Origin of the sequence: Streptacidiphilus jiangxiensis (assembly GCF_900109465.1) — a bacterium.
Lineage (GTDB): Bacteria > Actinomycetota > Actinomycetes > Streptomycetales > Streptomycetaceae > Streptacidiphilus > Streptacidiphilus jiangxiensis.
The window spans coordinates 246,208-264,905 of sequence record NZ_FOAZ01000001.1 but is presented as its reverse complement, the minus strand read 5'-3'; the positions used below and the strand labels follow the sequence as shown (position 1 = coordinate 264,905).

At 73.5% G+C, this 18,698-nt stretch carries 14 protein-coding genes; 3 read left to right on the top strand and 11 right to left on the bottom strand.

From position 1 onward, the window contains the following. Positions 1-64: 64 nt before the first annotated feature. The 4 genes from BMY61_RS01160 to BMY61_RS01145 all read right to left on the bottom strand — a co-directional run bounded on the left by BMY61_RS01160 (position 65) and on the right by BMY61_RS01145 (position 5,340). On the bottom strand, positions 65-976 hold the full coding sequence (locus tag BMY61_RS01160) for a DMT family protein (protein WP_042442125.1): 912 nt from the start codon (positions 974-976) through the stop codon (positions 65-67). Between the two features lie 104 nt (positions 977-1,080). Continuing rightward, positions 1,081-2,607 (bottom strand): serine/threonine-protein kinase, encoded by a 1,527-nt coding sequence (locus BMY61_RS01155; protein WP_042442124.1) that lies wholly within the window; start codon positions 2,605-2,607, stop codon positions 1,081-1,083. Next, on the bottom strand, positions 2,604-3,122 hold the full coding sequence (locus BMY61_RS01150; protein ID WP_042442123.1) for a hypothetical protein: 519 nt from the start codon (positions 3,120-3,122) through the stop codon (positions 2,604-2,606). The genes BMY61_RS01155 and BMY61_RS01150 overlap by 4 nt, the downstream gene beginning before the upstream one ends. Positions 3,123-3,210: 88 nt before the next feature. Further along, positions 3,211-5,340: an N-6 DNA methylase gene (locus BMY61_RS01145; protein WP_152629221.1), complete on the bottom strand. Its 2,130-nt coding sequence runs from the start codon at positions 5,338-5,340 to the stop codon at positions 3,211-3,213. 185 nt (positions 5,341-5,525) lie between these two features. On the opposite strand from BMY61_RS01145, the gene BMY61_RS01140 reads away from it, so the two are divergent. Then, positions 5,526-6,110, top strand: a complete 585-nt coding sequence (locus BMY61_RS01140) for a DUF4352 domain-containing protein (RefSeq protein ID WP_042442122.1) — start codon at positions 5,526-5,528, stop codon at positions 6,108-6,110. 40 nt (positions 6,111-6,150) lie between these two features. Here BMY61_RS01140 and mfd read toward each other — a convergent pair whose 3' ends face one another. The 4 genes from mfd to BMY61_RS01120 all read right to left on the bottom strand — a co-directional run bounded on the left by mfd (position 6,151) and on the right by BMY61_RS01120 (position 14,954). Then, positions 6,151-9,717: a transcription-repair coupling factor gene (gene mfd / locus BMY61_RS01135; protein WP_042442121.1), complete on the bottom strand. Its 3,567-nt coding sequence runs from the start codon at positions 9,715-9,717 to the stop codon at positions 6,151-6,153. A gap of 159 nt (positions 9,718-9,876) precedes the next feature. Continuing rightward, complete coding sequence (locus BMY61_RS01130; protein WP_042442120.1) at positions 9,877-10,965, bottom strand: coiled-coil domain-containing protein; 1,089 nt, start codon at positions 10,963-10,965, stop codon at positions 9,877-9,879. A gap of 121 nt (positions 10,966-11,086) precedes the next feature. Continuing rightward, the gene (locus BMY61_RS01125; protein ID WP_042442118.1) at positions 11,087-13,891 is read right to left on the bottom strand and encodes an SUKH-4 family immunity protein; all 2,805 of its coding nucleotides are present in this window, start codon (positions 13,889-13,891) and stop codon (positions 11,087-11,089) included. Positions 13,892-13,904: 13 nt separating this feature from the next. Then, complete coding sequence (locus BMY61_RS01120; protein WP_042442117.1) at positions 13,905-14,954, bottom strand: HNH endonuclease; 1,050 nt, start codon at positions 14,952-14,954, stop codon at positions 13,905-13,907. A gap of 194 nt (positions 14,955-15,148) precedes the next feature. On the opposite strand from BMY61_RS01120, the gene BMY61_RS01115 reads away from it, so the two are divergent. Both BMY61_RS01115 and BMY61_RS01110 read left to right on the top strand, forming a co-directional pair. Next, positions 15,149-15,616, top strand: coding sequence for a YwqJ-related putative deaminase (locus BMY61_RS01115; RefSeq protein ID WP_042442116.1), 468 nt, complete (start codon positions 15,149-15,151; stop codon positions 15,614-15,616). A 20-nt stretch (positions 15,617-15,636) separates the two neighbouring features. After that, positions 15,637-16,125: an SUKH-3 domain-containing protein gene (locus BMY61_RS01110; RefSeq protein ID WP_042442115.1), complete on the top strand. Its 489-nt coding sequence runs from the start codon at positions 15,637-15,639 to the stop codon at positions 16,123-16,125. A gap of 67 nt (positions 16,126-16,192) precedes the next feature. Here the strand turns inward: BMY61_RS01110 and BMY61_RS01105 are convergent, their stop codons facing one another. From BMY61_RS01105 to BMY61_RS01095, 3 genes are all read right to left on the bottom strand, one after another. Then, entirely contained in the window at positions 16,193-16,561 is a 369-nt protein-coding gene (locus BMY61_RS01105; protein ID WP_042442114.1) for a GntR family transcriptional regulator, read from the bottom strand. Continuing rightward, positions 16,555-17,154, bottom strand: a complete 600-nt coding sequence (locus BMY61_RS01100) for a hypothetical protein (RefSeq protein WP_042442113.1) — start codon at positions 17,152-17,154, stop codon at positions 16,555-16,557. The genes BMY61_RS01105 and BMY61_RS01100 overlap by 7 nt, the downstream gene beginning before the upstream one ends. Before the next feature lie 65 nt (positions 17,155-17,219). Beyond that, on the bottom strand, positions 17,220-18,572 hold the full coding sequence (locus BMY61_RS01095; protein WP_042442112.1) for a sensor histidine kinase: 1,353 nt from the start codon (positions 18,570-18,572) through the stop codon (positions 17,220-17,222). Between the last annotated feature and the right edge of the window lie 126 nt (positions 18,573-18,698).

Sequence of the window (18,698 nt, the reverse complement as noted above, 5' to 3'; positions counted from 1 at the left end):
GGGGCCGCCCGCACCAGAGGGTCGTGGGAAGACCACCGGGTTGCCGCAGTCGCGGCGATCTCGCTCAGCGCCGCTGGTGCTCCGGCTGCTCCGCCGCGTCGACGGCCGCCTCGGTCGCCGTCGCCGGACCGTGGCCCTCGACCGGGGCGACCTCGCCGAACCTGGCCAGGGCCAGCGCGCCGGCCACCGCGATCGCGAACCCCAGCAGCGCCAACCAGAGCAGCCCCGGACGGGTCCGGTCACCGAGCAGGATCACGCCGAGCAGAGCCGGCAGCGCGGTCTCCCCCAGCACCATCGCGGCCGTCGCGGTGGTCACCTTGCCGCCGCGGACACCCTCCGTCATGAAGACGAACGCGACCGCGCCGCCACCGAGCAGCGCGTAGGTGGCCGGATCCTTCAGCAGCGGAACCAGGTCCATGCCGTGCACGGCCGGCAGCAGCCGAACCGAGAGGCCGACCACGCCGAAGCCGAGACCGCAGAGCGCACCCATGGTCGCCGCCCGGACGGGTTCCTTCAGCCGCCAGGCCACCGCACCGAGGACCGCGATCACCACCACCGAAGCCAGCATGATCCAGTGCATCGGCATACCGGGGTGCTTCTCGCCCTCCTTGCCCGCCGTTGCCCCGAGCAGCGCGAGGCCGACACAGACTCCGGCGACCCCGAGCCACTCGGCTCGCCCGAGGCGCAGCTTCAGCACGGCCGCGCCGAGCACCGCCGTCACGGCGAGCGCACCGGCGAGTGCCGCCTGCACGACGTAGAGCGGCAGCGACCGCAGCGCGATCAGCTGGGCCACGAAGCCGAACAGGTCGAGCACCAGCCCGCAGACGAACGGCACGTTGACCATTGCCCGCACGGTGCCCAGCAGCCCGCCGCCCGCCTCGGACGGGGAGTGCGCCTGCGCCCCCAGGGCCTGGAGAACCATGGCCGAACCGAAACAGAGCGCGGCCAGCAGGGCCATGAGGAGTCCGAGCAACATACATCGAGCCTATCCGGTCCGACGCGCCCTCCCGGGGCGCGGGGAACTGCGGGAACGCCAGGAACGGCACGAACCGCAGGAAAGGCAGGAACGGCAGGAACGGTTCACAGGCGGGACAGCGTCCCGCGGATCTCCGCTGTGAACGGGTGGCCGAGGCCGTGTGCGCGTTCCGCGTCGGTCAGCAGCGCCGCGAGCGCGGCACGGGCACCCGCGCGGTCGCCCAGGGCGAGGCGCATCTGGGCCTCACGGCGCCGGATCTCCAGGCCCTGGCGCGGATCCATCCCGGCGTAGGGGTTCTCGGCGTAGGCGAGGACCGCGCGGTACTCCCCGAGTGCCTCCGCGTACTCACCGAGCTGTTCGAGGCACTGCGCGGCCTCGTACCGGTACTGCAGGGCCTGCGGATCCGCCGGACCCGCCTCGTGGGCCCGGTCCGCGGCCAGCCGGTGGAGCTCAGGCAGGGCGCGGGCGTACTCGCCGACGCCGAGCAGCGTCTGCGCGTACTGCTTGCGCAGCACCCGCGAGACCGGCGAGCCCTCGCCCTGCTGTGCGGCGACGACGGGCAGCAGGCCGCCGAGGACGTCGACCGCCTGCGTGGCCCGGCCCTCGTCGAGCAACCGTTTGACCCGGTCGACCGCCTCGGCCACGTCCAGGCCGGACGGGGGCAGGGACGGGACCGCCTGCGCAGCGGCTGCGCCGGGACCGCCGGGTCCCTCGTCGCCCTCCGGCCACGGCGAGCAGGGCCGCAGGAACGGGCGGATCGGGTCGAACTGCGCGGCGGGCCGCCCGGCCACCGCCCCGGGCTGCGGCAGCAGCCCGACCAGCTCGCGGTGCACCTCCGCCGCACCGGACGGCCGGTCGGCCTGGTCCTTCTGCAGCAGCCGCAGCACCAGGGCCTCCAGCCGCGGCGGCACCTCGGGGCGCAGTTCACGCAGAGGCTGCGGCGGATCGTAGAGATGCCGGTGCAGCACGCCCACATCCGTGGGCGCCGTGAACGGAACGCTGCCGCTCAGGAGTTCGTGCAGCACGACGCCGAGGGCGTAGAGGTCGGTGCGCGGCCCGACCACGCCGCCCAGGGCCTGTTCGGGCGCCATGTAGGCGGGGCTGCCGACGGCCGCGCCGGTGCGGGTGAGCCGGGTGGTGTCCGAGCCCAGCACGGAGGCGATGCCCAGGTCGAGAACGGTGAGGGTGCCGTCGGGGCGGACGACGACGTTGCGCGGCTTGAGATCGCGGTGCACGACCGGCACCGCGTGCACGGCGGCAAGGATGGCGCAGAGCTGTGCGCCGACGGCGACGGCCCACGGCCAGGGGTAGGGGTCGTTCTCGGCGAGGTGGTCGGCGAGGTCGGCGCCGTCGAGGTACTGCATGACGAGGTAGAGGTCCTCGCCGTCGCTGCCGAGGTCGTGCACGGTCACCAGCCCCGCGTGGTCCACCCGGGCGGTCACCCGCGCCTCGCGCAGGAAACGGCGGCGCAGCTCCTCCGCGCCGTCGCCGTGGAGACGGTCGGGACGCAGCAGCTTGACCGCGACGGGGCGGCCCAGCCGCTCGTCGTACGCCTTCCAGACCTGGCCCATGCCGCCCTGGCTGATCAGCGAACCGATGGTGTACCGCTCGGCGATGACCCGACCGTTCAACGGCCCTGCTCCCGCCGCAGGTAGTCACTGAGCTCGTCCAACTCCGCGCGCACCTGCCCGAGCCGGTCCTGCTGCACGGGCGGGGGCGCGAAGGACGGTGCGTACGGCGGCGGGACGGGCGGTGCGAAGGGTGAGGGGAACGGCGGCACCTGCCGCAGGGCCCGCAGGTGCCGCAGGTGCCGCAGGTCGCTGACGACGAACCAGATCGTCGCGACGATCCCGTGCAGCAGCATCGCCAGGGCCACCAGCTCGTAGCCGAGCGTCGGGTGGTTCGGGTCGTGCTGCAGCGCGGTGACGAGGATCGAGACCACGGAGAAGACGAACGAGGCGACGACCAGCACCAGGTCACGGGTGCCGCGGCTGCGCGCAGCGAGGACCGTCAGCGGGATGAAGGCGAAGATCCCCACCCCGCCGACGAGCGCCACCGCCACCAGCACCCACAGGCCGACCCGCAGGACGCCCACGCTCCTCGCGGGCGGTGCGGGGCTCATGACGGGCGGCGGCGGGCCGTACATGTGCGCTCCTGGTGAACGTGCTGTGTTCGACTGTTCGACCGTCAGAGCGTAGCGACAGGCGCGGACGGACGCGTTCGATTCGTACAGCTCAGTCGACACCGGTCGCCGGCGGCAACGCCCCGTCCGTCAAGGCGTCGTGGAGGCCGCGGACGAGGCGGTCGCCGAGGCGTCCCGCCCGCAGCAGCGCCTCCTCGAACGCCGCGAGGTCGCGGAACGAGGCGCCATAGCGGTGCTGTTCGGACAGCGGGAGACGCGGCAACTGCAGCCGACGCACGTCCAGGCGGGCCGCCGTGGAGGCGTAGCTGCTGGCCTGGCGGGCGTTGGCACTGCCGCGCAGGAAGCCGGCCAGGAACCACGGGTCCAACGCGGCGGGCTCCGGCCGAAGCACCTGGAGGTTGCGACCGAGAGCCGCACCGGCGGTGTCCGTGCCGACGACCCGGGCGACGCTGCCGCCGCCGAGCACCGGCACCACCACGTCGCCCTCGCGCAGCAGCACCGGTTCCTCGTCGAGGTCGCCGCTGAGCAGTCCGGCCGCACCGGTCGGGCCGGTCCCGGCCAGCACGTCCTGGTCGGTGAGGACCCGCACCTGCTCGCCGACGGCCCCGACACCGCCGGACCGGAGCACGAGTGCTCCCGTGCGGGCGAGTTCGCCCACCGTGGTACTGGTCCAGCGCGGGCCGCCGGCCGGGCCGAGCGGCTCCGCCGGCGGCGCGACGGGCGTCAACTCGGTGGTGCGGCGCAGCGTTTCGGACAGACGCCGGTGGATGTCGCCCAACTCGGCCAAGCCGCTCGCACCGGCCGCCCCGGAGGGGAGGTGCCGGGCAGGAGTCAGATCCACGTCGTCGTCGAGCAGTTCGAGCACCGGGACGGCCCGCACCACGCCCTCGCGGGCGGGTGCCTGCGCCGGACGACCGTGCTCGAAGCGGTCCCAGGCGTGCAGCACGGCGGTCCGCAGCAGCGGCCAGTCCACCCGGTCGCCGGCGCCGACGGCGGGGAGCGCGGAGGCGTCGACCAGCAGCAGCTCCGGCCCGGCCGCGCCCGCACCGAGCGCGTCGGCGCCGGGACGACGAAGTACCCACAGGTGCAGCGGCACGCTCTGCGGCGGAGCGGCGCCGGCCGGAAGCGCGACAACCGCGCGCAGCGCGCCGCGCCGCAGCAGCTCGGCGCGGATCCGGCGGCCGGAGCGCCGGGAGGCGACAGCGGGCGGCAGCAGCAGGACGGCGGTTCCGCCCTCGCGCAGCCTGGCCAGGGCGTACTGGACCCAGGCGAGTTCGGACTCGACCCGTGGCGGCAGTCCGTACTCCCAGCGGGCGTCGTAGGAGAGCTCGTCGTAACCCCAGTCCCGCTCATTGAAGGGCGGGTGGCACAGCACCGCGTCGGCGCGCAGCCCGGGGAAGGGATCGGCGCGCAGCCCGTCGGCCGCGGCGGCCCGGACCTCCGCGTCCGACTCCAGCGCGAGCCGGAGCGCCGCCAGGGCCACCTGGCCCGGGTCGATGTCGACGGCGTGGAGCGCGGCGGGGCGGGACGGCGGGAAGGTGGCGGCCCGGAGCAGTCCGCCGGTGCCGACGGCCGGATCGAGGACGGTCAGCTCGCGCCCGGGCTGTGTACCGATTCCGGCGCTGATGCCGGCCAGATCCGTCATCAGCTCGGCGAGGCCGGGCGGGGTGAGTGTGAACAGACGCGGGTTGGCGTCGAGGTAGCGGCCGAGAAGGAACTCGTACGTCTGCCGGGCGCCGAGGTCGGCCGCGAGCTCGACGACGGCCCGCAGCAAGGGCAGGAGCGGAAGCAGTTCACTACCGCTCGGGGTGTGAACCGGTCGGTCCTGGCCGAGGCGGTAGTCGAGGGCGTGGTCGAGCAGTCCGGGCAGCAGTTCGGCGAGTTCGGCGTCCGGCTGGTCGGTCAGACCCGCGCCGAGGTCGGGGTGGTCGCGGACGAGAAGCAGCACGCCTCCGATCCGGACTAGCGTCGGCACGACGCCCTCGGGTTGCGCGGCCACCTGTTGCCAGACCCGTTCACGTAGCGGGACTTCACTGAGTTTCCCCTGGCCGCGCAGCCATCGCTCGACATCCGCGAGGGCGAACGCGGGGCTGGTCTCGGTGCCGCCCACCGGCTTCGGGAAGTCGGCGTGGCGGCGACGCCAGTTGCTCACGGCGGCGCGGCCGACGCCCGCGAGGCGGGCGATCTCGGCGGCGGTGATCTGGTTCGACTGCTCGGTCATCGGTTGCTCCCCTTCCGGTGCCGACTGCGTGCACAGGAGCATACCGGCGGGGAAGGACACATCGGTTCACAGTGTGAACATCAGATTTTCGATGCTTTGTGTTGACTCAGTTCACAGCATCGTGGTTCTGTGTACCCATCAGCCCGGCGGCTCGCCGGACGGATCGACTCACAGGGGGTTTCGCCATGTCGCGCACCATCAACCGCTCGCGTCGCACCGCTCTCGCCGTCGCCGTGGGCGCACTTCTCATCGCCGGCACCGCGGCGTGCAACCCGACCACCGGCAGCTCCGTCTCGACCGACGCCAAGCCCACGACCTCATCGGCCAAGGCCGCCGCCGGCGGTCAGAGCTCCTCGAAGACGGCGAAGGTCGGCGACACCATCTCGCTCAAGGGAATGGACACCTCGGCGGACCTCACCGTCGTGAAGATCGTCGACAACCCGGCCGGCGCGGACGATTTCACCACGCCGGACTCGGGCAAGCGCTTCGTCGCCGTGCAGTTCCGGATCAAGATCACCGGCAGCAAGGCGTACAGCGACTCGCCGTCCAACGGCGCCAAGCTGGTCGACAGCCAGGGCCAGTCCTACGACGCGGACGTCGCCAGCGACACGAAGGCCGGCACCAGCTTCCCGGCCGTCGTGAACCTCGCCCCCGGGGCGACGGGCCTGGGCTTCATCACCTTTCAGGTCCCGTCCGGCGTGAAGATCACCCAGATCCAGTTCGGCCTGGACAGCGGCATGGCCGACCAGACCGGCCAGTGGAACGTGTGAACCCTCCAGGGGCGCGAGGCAGAACCTCGCGCCCCTGAGGTCAGCTGAACATCGCCGACAGGAACTCCACGCACCAGCTCAGCAGTTCACGCCCGACCACAGGCTTGCCACCGATCCGCGCGGTCGCCGGCCTCGGCACGAGCACCAGCTTCGTCGCCGACTTCACCTGGCTGCGCGGGTACAACCGGGTCAGCCGCAGCTCCTGCGACTCCCGCAGCTCCATCGGGCCGAAGCGGATGAACTGCCCCTGCAGGGTGATGTCGGAGATCCCGCAACGCCGCGCGTACAGCCGGAGGCCGGCGACCAGCAGCAGGTTCTCCACCGGCTCCGGCAGCTTGCCGTACCGGTCCGTCAGCTCCGCCCGGACCTGGGCGATGTCCTCCTCGGAGTTCACCGCCGCGATCGACCGGTAGGCCTGGAGCCGCAGCCGCTCGCCGGGCGCGTAGTCGTGCGGGACGTGCGCGTCGACCGGCAGCTCGATCTTGACCTCGAGCGGCTCCTCCTCGGGAGCGGCACCGCCGCTCTCCAGCATCTCGCGGAACTCCGCGACCGCCTCGCCGACCATGCGCATGTAGAGGTCGAAGCCGACGCCCGCGATGTGGCCGGACTGCTCGCCGCCGAGCAGGTTGCCCGCGCCGCGGATCTCCAGGTCCTTCATCGCGACGTACATACCGGCGCCCATCTCGGTGTGCTGGGCGATCGTCGCGAGCCGCTCGTGCGCGGTCTCCGTCAACGGCTTCTCCGGCGGGTAGAGCATGTACGCGTAGCCGCGCTCACGCCCACGCCCGACACGCCCGCGCAGCTGGTGCAGCTGGGAGAGGCCGAAGGTGTCGCCGCGCTCGACGATGAGCGTGTTGGCGTTGGAGATGTCGATGCCCGACTCCACGATCGTCGTGGAGACCAGCACGTCGAACTCCTTCTCCCAGAAGTCGACGACCACCTTCTCCAACTGCTGCTCGCCCATCTGCCCGTGTGCGGTGGCGACCCGCGCCTCGGGGACGAGCTCCTTCAGCCTCGCCGCCGCCTTGTCGATCGACTCGACACGGTTGTGGATGTAGAAGACCTGACCCTCGCGCAGCAGCTCGCGCCGGATCGCGGCCGCGATCTGCTTCTCCTCGTAGGGGCCGACGAAGGTGAGCACGGGGTGCCGTTCCTCCGGCGGGGTGGTGATCGTGGACATCTCGCGGATGCCGGTGACCGCCATCTCCAGGGTGCGCGGGATCGGCGTCGCCGACATGGTCAGCACGTCCACGTTGGCGCGCAGCTTCTTCAGCTGCTCCTTGTGCTCGACACCGAACCGCTGCTCCTCGTCGACGATGACGAGCCCGAGGTCCTTGAACCTCGTCTCGCTGGAGAAGAGCCGGTGCGTGCCGATGACGACGTCGACGCCGCCCTCACGCAGGCCCTCCAGGACCGCCTTCGCCTCGGAGTCGCTCTGGAACCGGGACAGCGGCTTCACCACGACGGGGAAGTTCGCGTAGCGCTCGGCGAAGGTCGAGAAGTGCTGCTGCACCAGCAGCGTCGTCGGCACCAGCACGGCCACCTGCTTGCCGTCCTGCACCGCCTTGAACGCCGCCCGCACCGCGATCTCGGTCTTGCCGTAGCCGACGTCGCCACAGATCAGGCGGTCCATCGGGACCGTCTTCTCCATGTCCTCCTTGACCTCGGCAATGGTGGAGAGCTGGTCGGGCGTCTCCGCGTAGGGGAACGCGTCCTCCAGCTCACGCTGCCACGGGGTGTCCGCGCCGAAGGCGTGGCCGGGCGAGGCCATGCGCGCCGAGTAGAGCTTGATCAGGTCGGCGGCGATCTCCTTGACCGCCTTCTTGGCGCGCGCCTTGGTCTTGGTCCAGTCCGCGCCGCCGAGCCGGTGCAGCGTGGGGGCCTCGCCGCCGACGTACTTGGTGACCTGCTCCAGCTGGTCGGTCGGTACGAAGAGCCGGTCGCCGGGCTGGCCGCGCTTGGCGGGCGCGTACTCCAGCACCAGGTACTCGCGGGTCGCGCCCTGGACGGTGCGCTGCACCATCTCGATGTAGCGGCCCACGCCGTGCGCCTCGTGGACGACGAAGTCGCCGGCCTTGAGCGCGAGCGGGTCGATGGCGTTGCGGCGCCGCGAGGGCATCCGACGCATGTCCTTGGTCGAGGACTTCTGGCCGGACAGGTCGGTCTCGGTGATCACGCAGAGCTTGAGGGCCTCGTGGACCAACCCGTTCTCGATCGCGCCACAGGCGACGTGGATCACGTCGGCGTCGGGAGCGGCGATCAGGTCCGGGGTGAGCCGGGCACCGATGCCCTCGCTGCCCAGCATCTCGGCGATGCGCGAGGCCGGGCCCTGGCCCTCCGTCACCAGCACCACGCGCCAGCCCTCGGCCAGGCGGCCCTTGCAGTCGGCGATGGCGCGGGCGGTGTCGCCGCGGTAGGCCTCGACCGGGTGCATGCCCAGGTGCAGCACGTCCGGCCCGGTCGCCTCCTCCTCGTCGGCGGCGAACGGGCTGACGGACCACCAGGGCAGGCTGATCTCCGCGGCGTGCTCGCGCACGTCCGCGAGCGACCAGAGCGAGGCCGCGCCCACGTCCAGCGGCGCCTTGCCGCCGGACGCGGCGGCGACCCAGGACGCCTGCAGGAACTCGGCGCTGGTCGCGACCAGATCGGCGGCCCGGGTGCGGACCCTCTCCGGGTCGCAGACGACGGCGACGCTGCCCAGCGGCAGCACGTCCATCAGCAGTTCCATGTCGTCGACCAGGACCGGCGCGAGGGACTCCATGCCCTCGACGGCGATGCCCTGGGCGATCTTGTCCAGGATCTCGGCGAGCTCCGGGTGCTCCTGTGCCAGGTCGGCCGCGCGGGCGCGCACCTCGTCGGTCAGCAGCAGCTCACGGCAGGGGGGAGCCCACAGTCCGTGCTGGGCGATCTCCAGCGAGCGCTGGTCGGCGACCTTGAAGTAGCGGATCTCCTCGACCTCGTCGCCCCAGAACTCCACCCGCAGCGGGTGCTCCTCGGTGGGCGGGAAGACGTCGAGGATGCCGCCGCGCACGGCGAACTCGCCGCGCTTCTCGACCAGCTCCACACGCTGGTACGCGGCGGCGGCGAGCCGCGCGACGATGTCGTCGAGGTCCACCTCCTGCCGCTGCTTCAGGCTGACCGGCTCCAGCTCGGCCAGACCCTTGACCTGCGGCTGCAGCACGCTGCGCACCGGCGCGACGATCACCTGCAGCGGTCCGGCCGCCGCGTCGTCGGCGGACGGGTGCGCGATGCGCCGCAGCACGGCGATGCGGCGGCCCACCGTGTCGGAGCGCGGCGAGAGCCGCTCGTGCGGGAGCGTCTCCCAGGCGGGGAACTCGGCGACGCTGTCGGGCGGCAGCAGGGAGCCGAGCGCGGCGGCCAGGTCCTCGGCCTCACGGCCGGTGGCCGTGACCGCGAGGACGGGACGCCCCCGCTCCCCTCTCGCCTTCCCCGCGAGCGCGCGCGCGAGCGCGGCGATGGCGAACGGCCGGGCGGCCGGCGGTCCCACCAGATCCAGGTGCCGCCGATCCCCGGCGAGTGCGGATTCCCCGGCCTCGGCGAGCGCCGGGTCGGAGGCGACGATGTCGAGCAGGCCGGTCAGGCTCATCTACTTCTCTCAGCCAGAGACAACGCGAAACACCCGGACTGCGAGGCAACCCGGGGGTCTCCAGCGTACGCCGCGCCGCGGCCGAGCGCTCAGTTGCACTGCACCGCCCGCATGCCGCGGGCTCGTCGCTCAGTTCCGCACACCCCCTGGATGGGGCAACTAGCGGGCGTCCGGATTGTTGTCCACAGCCTGGGGAAGAGTCGGGAGCTCCGACGTCTTCGCCTCGCTGTCGACCTCGACCTCGTCCTCGACCTCGTCCTCGACCTCGTCCTCTCCCGGGTCCGCTGCCTGACCCTCTGCCCGGCCCTCCGCCGTCGGCTCCGGCGCCGCGGCGACGGAGCCGGTCAGCGCGGCGAGCGTCTCGCGGATGTGATCCAACTGGGACTGGATGTGCTCGCGCCGCTCCGCGAACGTCCGCTGCTCGCGGGCGGACTGCTCCGCGATCCGCGCGGCCTCGCGCTGCGCCGCCTCGACACGGCGCTCCGCCTGGGTCGCGGCGTCGGCTTCGATCCCCTCGGCCTTGGCCTGCATGGCCTTGCGATGCCGCTCGCTCTCGGAGAGCTTCCGCTCGCCGATCGCGATCACCTCCGCCTCCCAGGCCACCACTTTGGCGTCGTGCGCTGTGAACTCCTGCTCCGCGGTCCGCTGCTGACCGGTCAGCCATGCCTGCGCCTCGCGTGAAGCCTGTTCCGCCCGACCGCGCAGGTCCTCCGCGTACACAGTCGCCTCCTCGCGGAGCGTGCGGCTCTCGCGGTCGGCCACGCCGCGCTGCGCCTCGGCCTGGTTGCGGGCGCGGTCGAGTTCACGGCGGTGCGACTCCTCCGCTGCGGCGCGTAGCTGGTCGGCGTACTGGCCTGCCGTGGTGCGCAGGCGGCGGGCCTCGGTACGGGCCTCGCTGTCGATGCGGTTGGAGACCGCCGCGGCCTCGGTACGCACGGCCTCGGCCTCCTCCTGGGCCGTGACCAGCAGCCCGGCGGCGCGCGCGCTCAGCACGTGGAAGTCCGGGACGGCGGCCTCCGCCGCCGCCCGCGTCTCCTGGAGGTCCATCAGCACGCGTTCGAGCCCGCGCATCTCGTCGCCGAGGGCGGCCAGGCGCTGCCAGGCCTCGTCGCGTTCGGCGGTGAGCCGGGTCATGGCCTGCTCGACCTGGTCGACGTCGTATCCCTTGCGGGTCAGGGAGAAGTCCGCTGTGCCGGGAGTGGTCGGATCGCTCATCTTCTGCTGCCGCTCCTCCGCCTTGCCGGACATGATCGGTACTCGACGTGCTCGTCCTATTTTGAGCAGATTAGTGCTTCTTAGGACGGTACCGACACATGAAGAGGGGACCGGCCGACGGCCGGTCCCCTCTTCTCCGCTCAGATCCGACCCGCTACAGCAGGCCGTCCCAGAACTGCTCCAGCACCACGGCCCACCAGTTCTCCGGCGAGGCCAGGGCCGCCGGGTCGATCGCGTTGACCTCGTTCTGGAAGTCGGTCGTCCACCGGCCGGCCTGCTCCTGGGTCAGCCCGAAGCGGAACCGCCACAGCCTCCCCAGCACCGCGAGGCAGCGGACGAACTGCGGCAGCCCGGTGTTCACGAACCGCGGCTGCGTCCCCTCCGGCCCGGCCGGCTGGCCCGCCGTGCCGAGGTCGACCGCGACGATCGCGTTCGTGCCGTACTGGACGCAGAGCTGCCGTCCGTAGTCGTTGCCGACGACGAGGTACGTGCCCGCGTCCGGTCCCGCGGTCAGGCCACGCTCCGCCGCGAGCTCCGCCAGCGTCGGGATCGGCTGCCCCGGCTGGGCCTGCGCCCAGAAGAACGGGCCGAACTCCCGCGGCAGCCCCGCCCACGTCAACGTCGACTGGACCTCCTGCGGCACGCCCGCACGCGAGACCGCCTGCGGATCGAAGCGGAACAGGTTCTGGTCGCCGAACGCCGCCTGCAGCTCCTGGGCCAGTGCCTGCGGCTGCGGCACCGGTGCCGGCTGCGCCGACGCGAGCGGCGCCCGCGACGACGGGATCGGCGCCGGACCGGCGGCGTGGGTGTGCAGCTCGCGCAGGTGCTCCAACAGGTGGTCGACGCCGCGCCGACGCGCGCCCGCCTCCCGGCCGTAGGGAGCGGTGTGCGTGATCCGCACGTTCGGCCAGGCCTCCTTGACCATGCGCGCGCAGTACCCGGCGGGCAGGTCGCAGCACTCCAGCTCGGTGTGCAGCTCCAGCACCTGCTCCGGCGGCACGTTCAGACGGCGCACCTCCTGCAGGATCTGCCACTCCGGGTGCGGCAGGCCCAGCGCCGAACGCTGGATGACCTGCTGCTCGGAGCCGTCCGGGCCGCGGTAGCGCAGCACCGCCATGTAGCCCGGCCCGACGGTGGGCACACCCGTGCCGGGCGCGGGCGCGCTGACAGGGGCCGGCCCCTGCGCCGGGACGGGCCCGGACGGCCCGCCCAGCGAGGCCCCGGGCGGGGGCGGGGGCATGCCGGGCCCACCGACGGGCATCCCGGGCGGTGGAGGCGGCAGCGCGGAGCCACCGAGCGGACCCGGCGGCGGAGGCGGCGGCAGACCCGGCCCACCCTGGGGCGCGGCAGGCGCCTTCGGCAGCGCACCAGGACTGGCGAACATCGTCGGCGCGTAGTCCAACCCCTCCGCCTGCGGACCGCCCACCGCACCAGGCGGAGGCGGCGGCAGACCGGGGCCACCCACCGGCATCCCCGGCGGCGGAGGCGGAACACCCGGACCACCGAGCGGCGCACCCGGCGGAGGCGGAGGCACACCCGGACCACCGAGCGGCGCACCCGGCGGAGGCGGAGGCACACCCGGACCACCGAGCGGCATCCCCGGCGGAGGCGGAGGCACACCCGGACCACCGAGCGAGGCACCTGGCGGCGGGGGCGGCACCGCCGGACCGCCGAGCGGACCCGGCGGCGGAGGCGGCGGCAGACCCGGACCGCCCTGGGGCGCGGCAGGCGCCTTCGGCAGCGCACCAGGACTGGCGAACATCGTCGGCGCGTAGTCCAACCCCTCGGCCTGCGACCCGCCCACCGCACCAGGCGGAGGCGGCGGCACACCCGGACCACCGAGCGGCATCCCCGGCGGCGGAGGCGGAACACCCGGACCACCCACCGGCATCCCTGGCGGAGGCGGCGGCACACCCGGACCACCCACGGGTCCGTTCGGCATCCCGATGGGGGCCGCCGCGCCTGCCGCCGGAGGGAAACCGTAGGAGCCCGCGGCCGCGCCCTGCTGCGGGAACCCGTAGCCGCCGGAACCGGAGCCGGCACCGTCGGGCGTGCCCGCCACCGGCGCCCCGGGCCCCTGGCCGGACTGCGGGTAGCCGTAGCCGCCCGCGCCTGCCGGCGGAGCGACCGGGCCCTGCGGGTAGCCGTACCCCGACGCGGCCGCGGCGCCTGCGGCCGCGGCTGGCGGCGCCTGCTCGGCGAAGGGATCGTTCGGGGCGCCGGGGATCCGGGAGGCCCCGAACTCCTGCGGACCGGGGCCGCCGGCCCACGGCGACGGATCCGACTGCGGCGCGTCGGGCGGCGCCGGCGGGGCCGCAGGCGCAGGCGCAGGCGCAGGCGCAGGCGGCGCAGCCACCGCGTTGCCGCCCACGGACGCGCCCACGGACACGTCCGCTCCACTGCCCGCCGCCGCGCTCTCGCCCGCGACGGCACCGTTGCCCGCACCCGCCTGCGCCGGAACCTGCGCCGGAACCGGTGCCGGAACCGGTGCCGCCGGAGGCGGCGCCAGCATCGTCGGAACATCGCCCGGCGGGCCGGGACGGACCGGTGGGGCGACCTGGAGGCTCGCCGCCTCCTCCGCACGGGCCTTCGCCGCGGCCTCCTCCAGCCACTGCGGGGGGCTGAGCAGGAAGGAGGTCGCCTCGACCAGGTCGCGCTCGGCCGCCGCCGACGTCGGCGCCTGCGGCGTCGCCCCGGCGGGGCGACCGTAGACCTCCTCGTACCGCCGGACCACGTCGTTGATCGGCAGGGCCGGCCAGAGCGTGACCGCGCCGGTGTCGCGGGCGATCACCATCCGCGCCGCGCCCCCGTCCGAGGACGGGCCGTCGGTGCGGTCCACCGCCCAGGCGACGAAGCCCAGGTCGAACTCGCGCACCCGCACCTCACGGCGCAGCCACGCGGGCACGCCGTCGTTGATCCACTCCTCGGCGCGCTGCTGCGCCTCCGCGTACGTCACCACGGCGACGACCCCCTCAACCCTTCACCGGGACGGCACGCGCGAACCCGCCGTCCACCATCAGTTCCGCCACCGTCTGGAGCTCCGGCGGGCTGCCCGCCAGCCGCAGCAGGAACGCGTCGAAGTCGTCGCCGCACGGCAGCAGCAGGCGCTCGCAGCGCTGCTGGGGCGTCAGGGACGGGTCGGCGTCGTCGCGCGCGTCGTCGTAGGGCAGGAACCAGACCGTGCCGATCCGCTCGCCGCGGACCTTGATCACCAGCAGGCCGCCCTGGGCGAAGCCGATGCCGAGGTAGTCCTTGGTCACGTGGTCGCGTAGGCACTTGTTGATGTAGGCAAGGTCGCCGAGGGAACGCTGCGCGGGCAGCCCGAAGAACGGCTGGTCCACGAGGATGCCGAGCTCGGTGTCGAGCCCGAGGCCCTTGGGGGCCCGGCCGCCCGCCGCCTTGAGGAAGATCCGGTAGGGGCCCGGGAGGGTGTAGCCGAGCGCCTCCTCGACCGTCTGGAGGCGCTGCTCGATCTCCAGCGGGCTCGGATGCTCCGCCGCCTCGCCGCTCGTCGCGCCCTCCCCGGCCTGACTCGCGTCCGCCGCGCCGTCGCCGGCGCCCGGGAGCGCGAAGTGGACGGGCCGGCGCTCCTGCAGCGGGCGGGTGCCGCGCTTGGCGTGGTCCGCGCGGGAGCCGGCCAGGCCGGCGTGGTGCCGTAGCAGCGCCTTGACCTCGACCGGGATCAGTTCGAGCCGACGGCTGCCGGGGGTGGCCGGGGTCACCGAGTGGTGCCACGTCCAACCGGCCGGTGTACCGACGGGGCTCTCGACGTCCGCCCACAGCTCGTGGCCCTCGGCGCGCAGCGCGGCGTTGGCGGAGACGTAGTCGGTGAGCCGCAGCTCGTCGACGCCGAAGCCCTCGGGTGGGTCCGCGATCTCCGCGGCGGCCCGGGCGTACGGAGAGAAGTCGGGCCTGCCCTCTGCGTCGATCCTTACCCCGGAGGGGTATTGCTGCGCCCGCAGCGGATCGGGAAATTGCACGACCTGCCCGGCGTAGGCCCCGTTGGGCCGACCTGTCGTCATGGAGTTTGCCCCCTGCTGGAACTGACTGCCGGAGCCCAGCCTAGGGGCTTCCCGGCCACCAGGGATCTCCCCCGTCACGACGCCCCATCGGTCCGCTATCGAACACACCCCCGACTTCAGTGTCTCTGGGGGTATTTGGCAGTCTGATCCACAGCACGTTGACGGGGGTTGACGGGGGAAAGGAACCACTGTTCATGGAGACCACACATCACCAGCGCAGACATGCGCCCGCTCCACTGCTGCGCCACCGCCGGGACAGCCTGATGCCGATCGTGGCCGCGGCGCTGTCGGTGCGGGGTGATACCTATACACACGTCAGCGAGAAGTCCGAGCCGCCGCTGCTGCACCCGCTCGTCGGCGAGTTCCTGGCGGGGCTCCCGGTGGAGCACCGGGAGCGGTACACCGGGCGCTGCCCGGAGGCGGTGCTGCTGTCGCAGTTCCTCGACCAGACGGAGTCGGGGCGCTCCGGCCGGGCCGCGCGGAAGTCGTTCGGGGAGGGCGACGCACGCAAGGCACTGCGCGGCGCGAAGATGACGACGGTCCGGATCCGCGAGGAGGGCGATCCGGCCCACGGCACCCACCAGCCGCCGTGCCGCAGCTGCGAGCCGCTGCTCGCGCACTTCGGCGTCAAGACCATCTCGCTGCACCCGAGGACGAAGTGACGAGGGGAGGTCGCACCACCATGGAGGCACGGTTCCCGGCGGACGTCGCGTCCGCCCTCGCCAAGGCGGGCTGGTTCCCGGACCGTAAGCGCCTGCCAATGGCGGAGGCGTGGGCCGCGCGGCTCTCCGGCTACGTCTCGCCGGAGGGCCACCGGCACACGGTGTTCCCGGCCGCGCTGGAGGCGTGGGCGGAGTTCGGCGAGATAGCGGTCGACCTGGACGGCCCCGGTATCGAGGTCGCCCGGACCCCGTTCGCCATCGACCCGCTGAGAGGGCTTCACCAACCGCGCACGCTGGCCGACCTGGGCCGCTCCCTGGAGCTCCCGGTCGCCCCGCTCGGTGAGGAGCGTGACGGCGCGGCGCTGCTCGCGATCGACGCGGTGGGTCGTGTCTACAGCCTCGACCACGCGGGCGAGTGGTTCCTCGGCCACTCGATGGACCAGGCGCTCACCACGCTGATCAACGGCCTGCGGGCCGAGCGCCTGCGGTTCCTGACGGACGCGATGTGAGCCCGCAGGCGCAGGCGGCCGACAGGCCCTGAGGGTTGTCAGGCAGGCCCTCGGCCCCGTCCGGCGCCTAAGCGCCGTACGCCTCGTGGAGGGCCGTCTCCACCAGGGTGCGGGCCTGGGCCTCCTGGAGGCCCAGGGCCTTCGCCCGCTGCGCGAACGCCGCGGCGGCCCTCGCGATCTCCGCGAGCGAGCGGTCGCCGGACGCGGCGACAACGGTGCCGGCGCGTCCGCGGGTCTCGACCACGCCCGCGGTCTCCAGCTCGCGGTAGGCCTTGGCCACGGTGTTGACCGCCAGGCCGAGGTCCTCGGCCAGCTTGCGGACGGTCGGCAGCTTCGTGCCGACGGGAGCCTCGCCGCTGGCGGCCGCGGCGGCGACCTGCGCGCGGATCTGCTCGAAGGGCGGGACGTGGGAGGAGGGGTCGAGGGCGATCAGCACGGTGCGGTCTCCGACACTCGGGACAACGGCAGCCTCCTACGGTAGTACCGCCGCACCGAGGGCGGCACGACCAGGGCGTTGAGCACGAGCGAACCGCACGCCGCACCGGCCGTCCAGAGCATGAACAGCAGGCTCACCCTACTCCCGCCCTGGTGCAGCGTCCGCAGGCAGACCATCCCCGCGAGGGTGACGAAGACCGGCGCGAGAAGGACCTGCGGCAGCACCGTGGCGACCCGGAACGCCTCGTCGAAGGCGAGCTCCGGGCCGCCCAGCGCAGGCCGACGCGCGTTCAGCACGCGCAGCTGCAACCGCTCCGTGCCCAGGCGGCGAACACGGCGGCCGAAGAACCAGCCCAGGAGCGGCGCACCGACCAGCGGGGACAGCACCGTGCCGAGCCCGGTGCGCACCCGTGCGCGCGCACCCACCGCGCGGGCGATCTCCGGCGGCAGCCACAGGTCCTGTTCCCGGGCGAACCGTTCGGCCCGCCTCAGGTCGGCCCGCTCGCCGCGCCGCAGCAGCGTGACCGCCCCACCGGCACCGAGTCCGACGCCCAGGCCCGCACCGATCGCGACCCCGATACCCACCGAGGACATACGCGCTCGCCCCTCCCCCTCGACGGCCCGGAACTCACCAGGTCAGCGAGCGTTCCAGCACACGTTCACGACGCGGTCAGCAGCCGGGCCTCGACGCGGTAGCCGCCCTCCGCCGTCGGCCCGGCGGCGAAGGTGCCGCCGAGGGCGTGGACGCGTTCCCGCATGCCGACGAGGCCGTTGCCGCCGCTGGGCAGCCCGCGATCGGCCGCCGGAGTGAGGTCGGCCGCGGGACAGGTGTTGGAGACGGCGAGCGCCACACCGCCCGCGACGTAGGCGATGACGACCTCGACATTCGTCCCGGGGGCGTGCTTGAGCACGTTCGTCAGCGCCTCCTGGACCACCCGGTACGCGGTCCGCTCGGCCTGGGCCGGCAGTGGCCGGCGCAGGCCTCCGAGGGTGTAGCGGACGCCGAGGCCCGCCGCCCGCGACTCGTCGACGAGCTTGGGCAGGTCGGCGAGTCCGAGCTCGTCGGGCTCCCGGGGCTCTCGCCCGAACCCGCCGCCGTTCCCGGTCGGCGCGCCCGCACGGGTGGCACCCGTCGGCCCCGCCGTCCGCGGCTCCGCGCCAGTCTGGGACGCGGAGGTCGGCGCCTCGTCCGGCTCGACCGCGCGCAGCACCCCGAGGATCTGCCGCAGCTCGTCCAGAGCCTGCCGGCCGATGTCGCCCATGAGACGCGCGCTCTGCGCGGCACGGTCGGGATCCTTGTGGACGACCCGCTCCAGCGCGCTCGCGTGCACCACCAGCAGGCTGACCCGGTGGGCGACCACGTCGTGCATCTCGCGGGCGATCCGGGTGCGTTCCTCCATGCGCGCCCGGCGTGCACGCTCGTGCGCCTGGTCGGCCAGCAGGCTCAGCTCCGTCTCCAAGCCCTGCGCGCGCTCGTGGAGGGCGACCCAGAGCCGGCGCTTGGCGCCGATGTAGAGGCCGAGAATCGCCGGCGGCACGCTGATCGCCACCGCGACCAGCACCGACAGAATGATCAGGACGTACTCCGGCACGCCTTGTCGCAGCGCGTTCTGCTGCTGGGTGCCCAGGGTGAGCGTGGAGACGATCACGGTCTCCGCGATCGCCAGCCCGCACAGCGCGCTCATCGCCCGCCGCTCGGCGAAGCGTCCGGCGGCACCCTCGGGTCGGTACGCGCCCAGGGTGTAGAGCCCGATCATGAGCAGCGTGTAGCCCGCGGCCAGCGGGATCGTCGCGAGCGCCGCGGCCACCGGGATCAGCGGCCAGCGGCGCCGGACCAGCAGCGTCGCGCCCGCCACCAGGCCGAAGACTGCGACGGCGGCGACGGCCGCCGTGCCGAGGCCCTGACGGAACGCGAAGACAGCCGCCGACGAGGCGCACTCCCCCGCCGCGACCACCGCCAGGCCGATGTCGAGCCACATGCTCCGTCGGCGCGTCCACGCTCCCACCCTCATGCCACAAGGGTAAAAGGAAGCCCAAGGGCTGTGCGGGCACCCACCCGCCTGTCCGCATGGCGGCCATCCCCGTGGACGGTCACTCGCCGCAACCTATGCTGGACCGCGAGAGATCAACCGCATCTC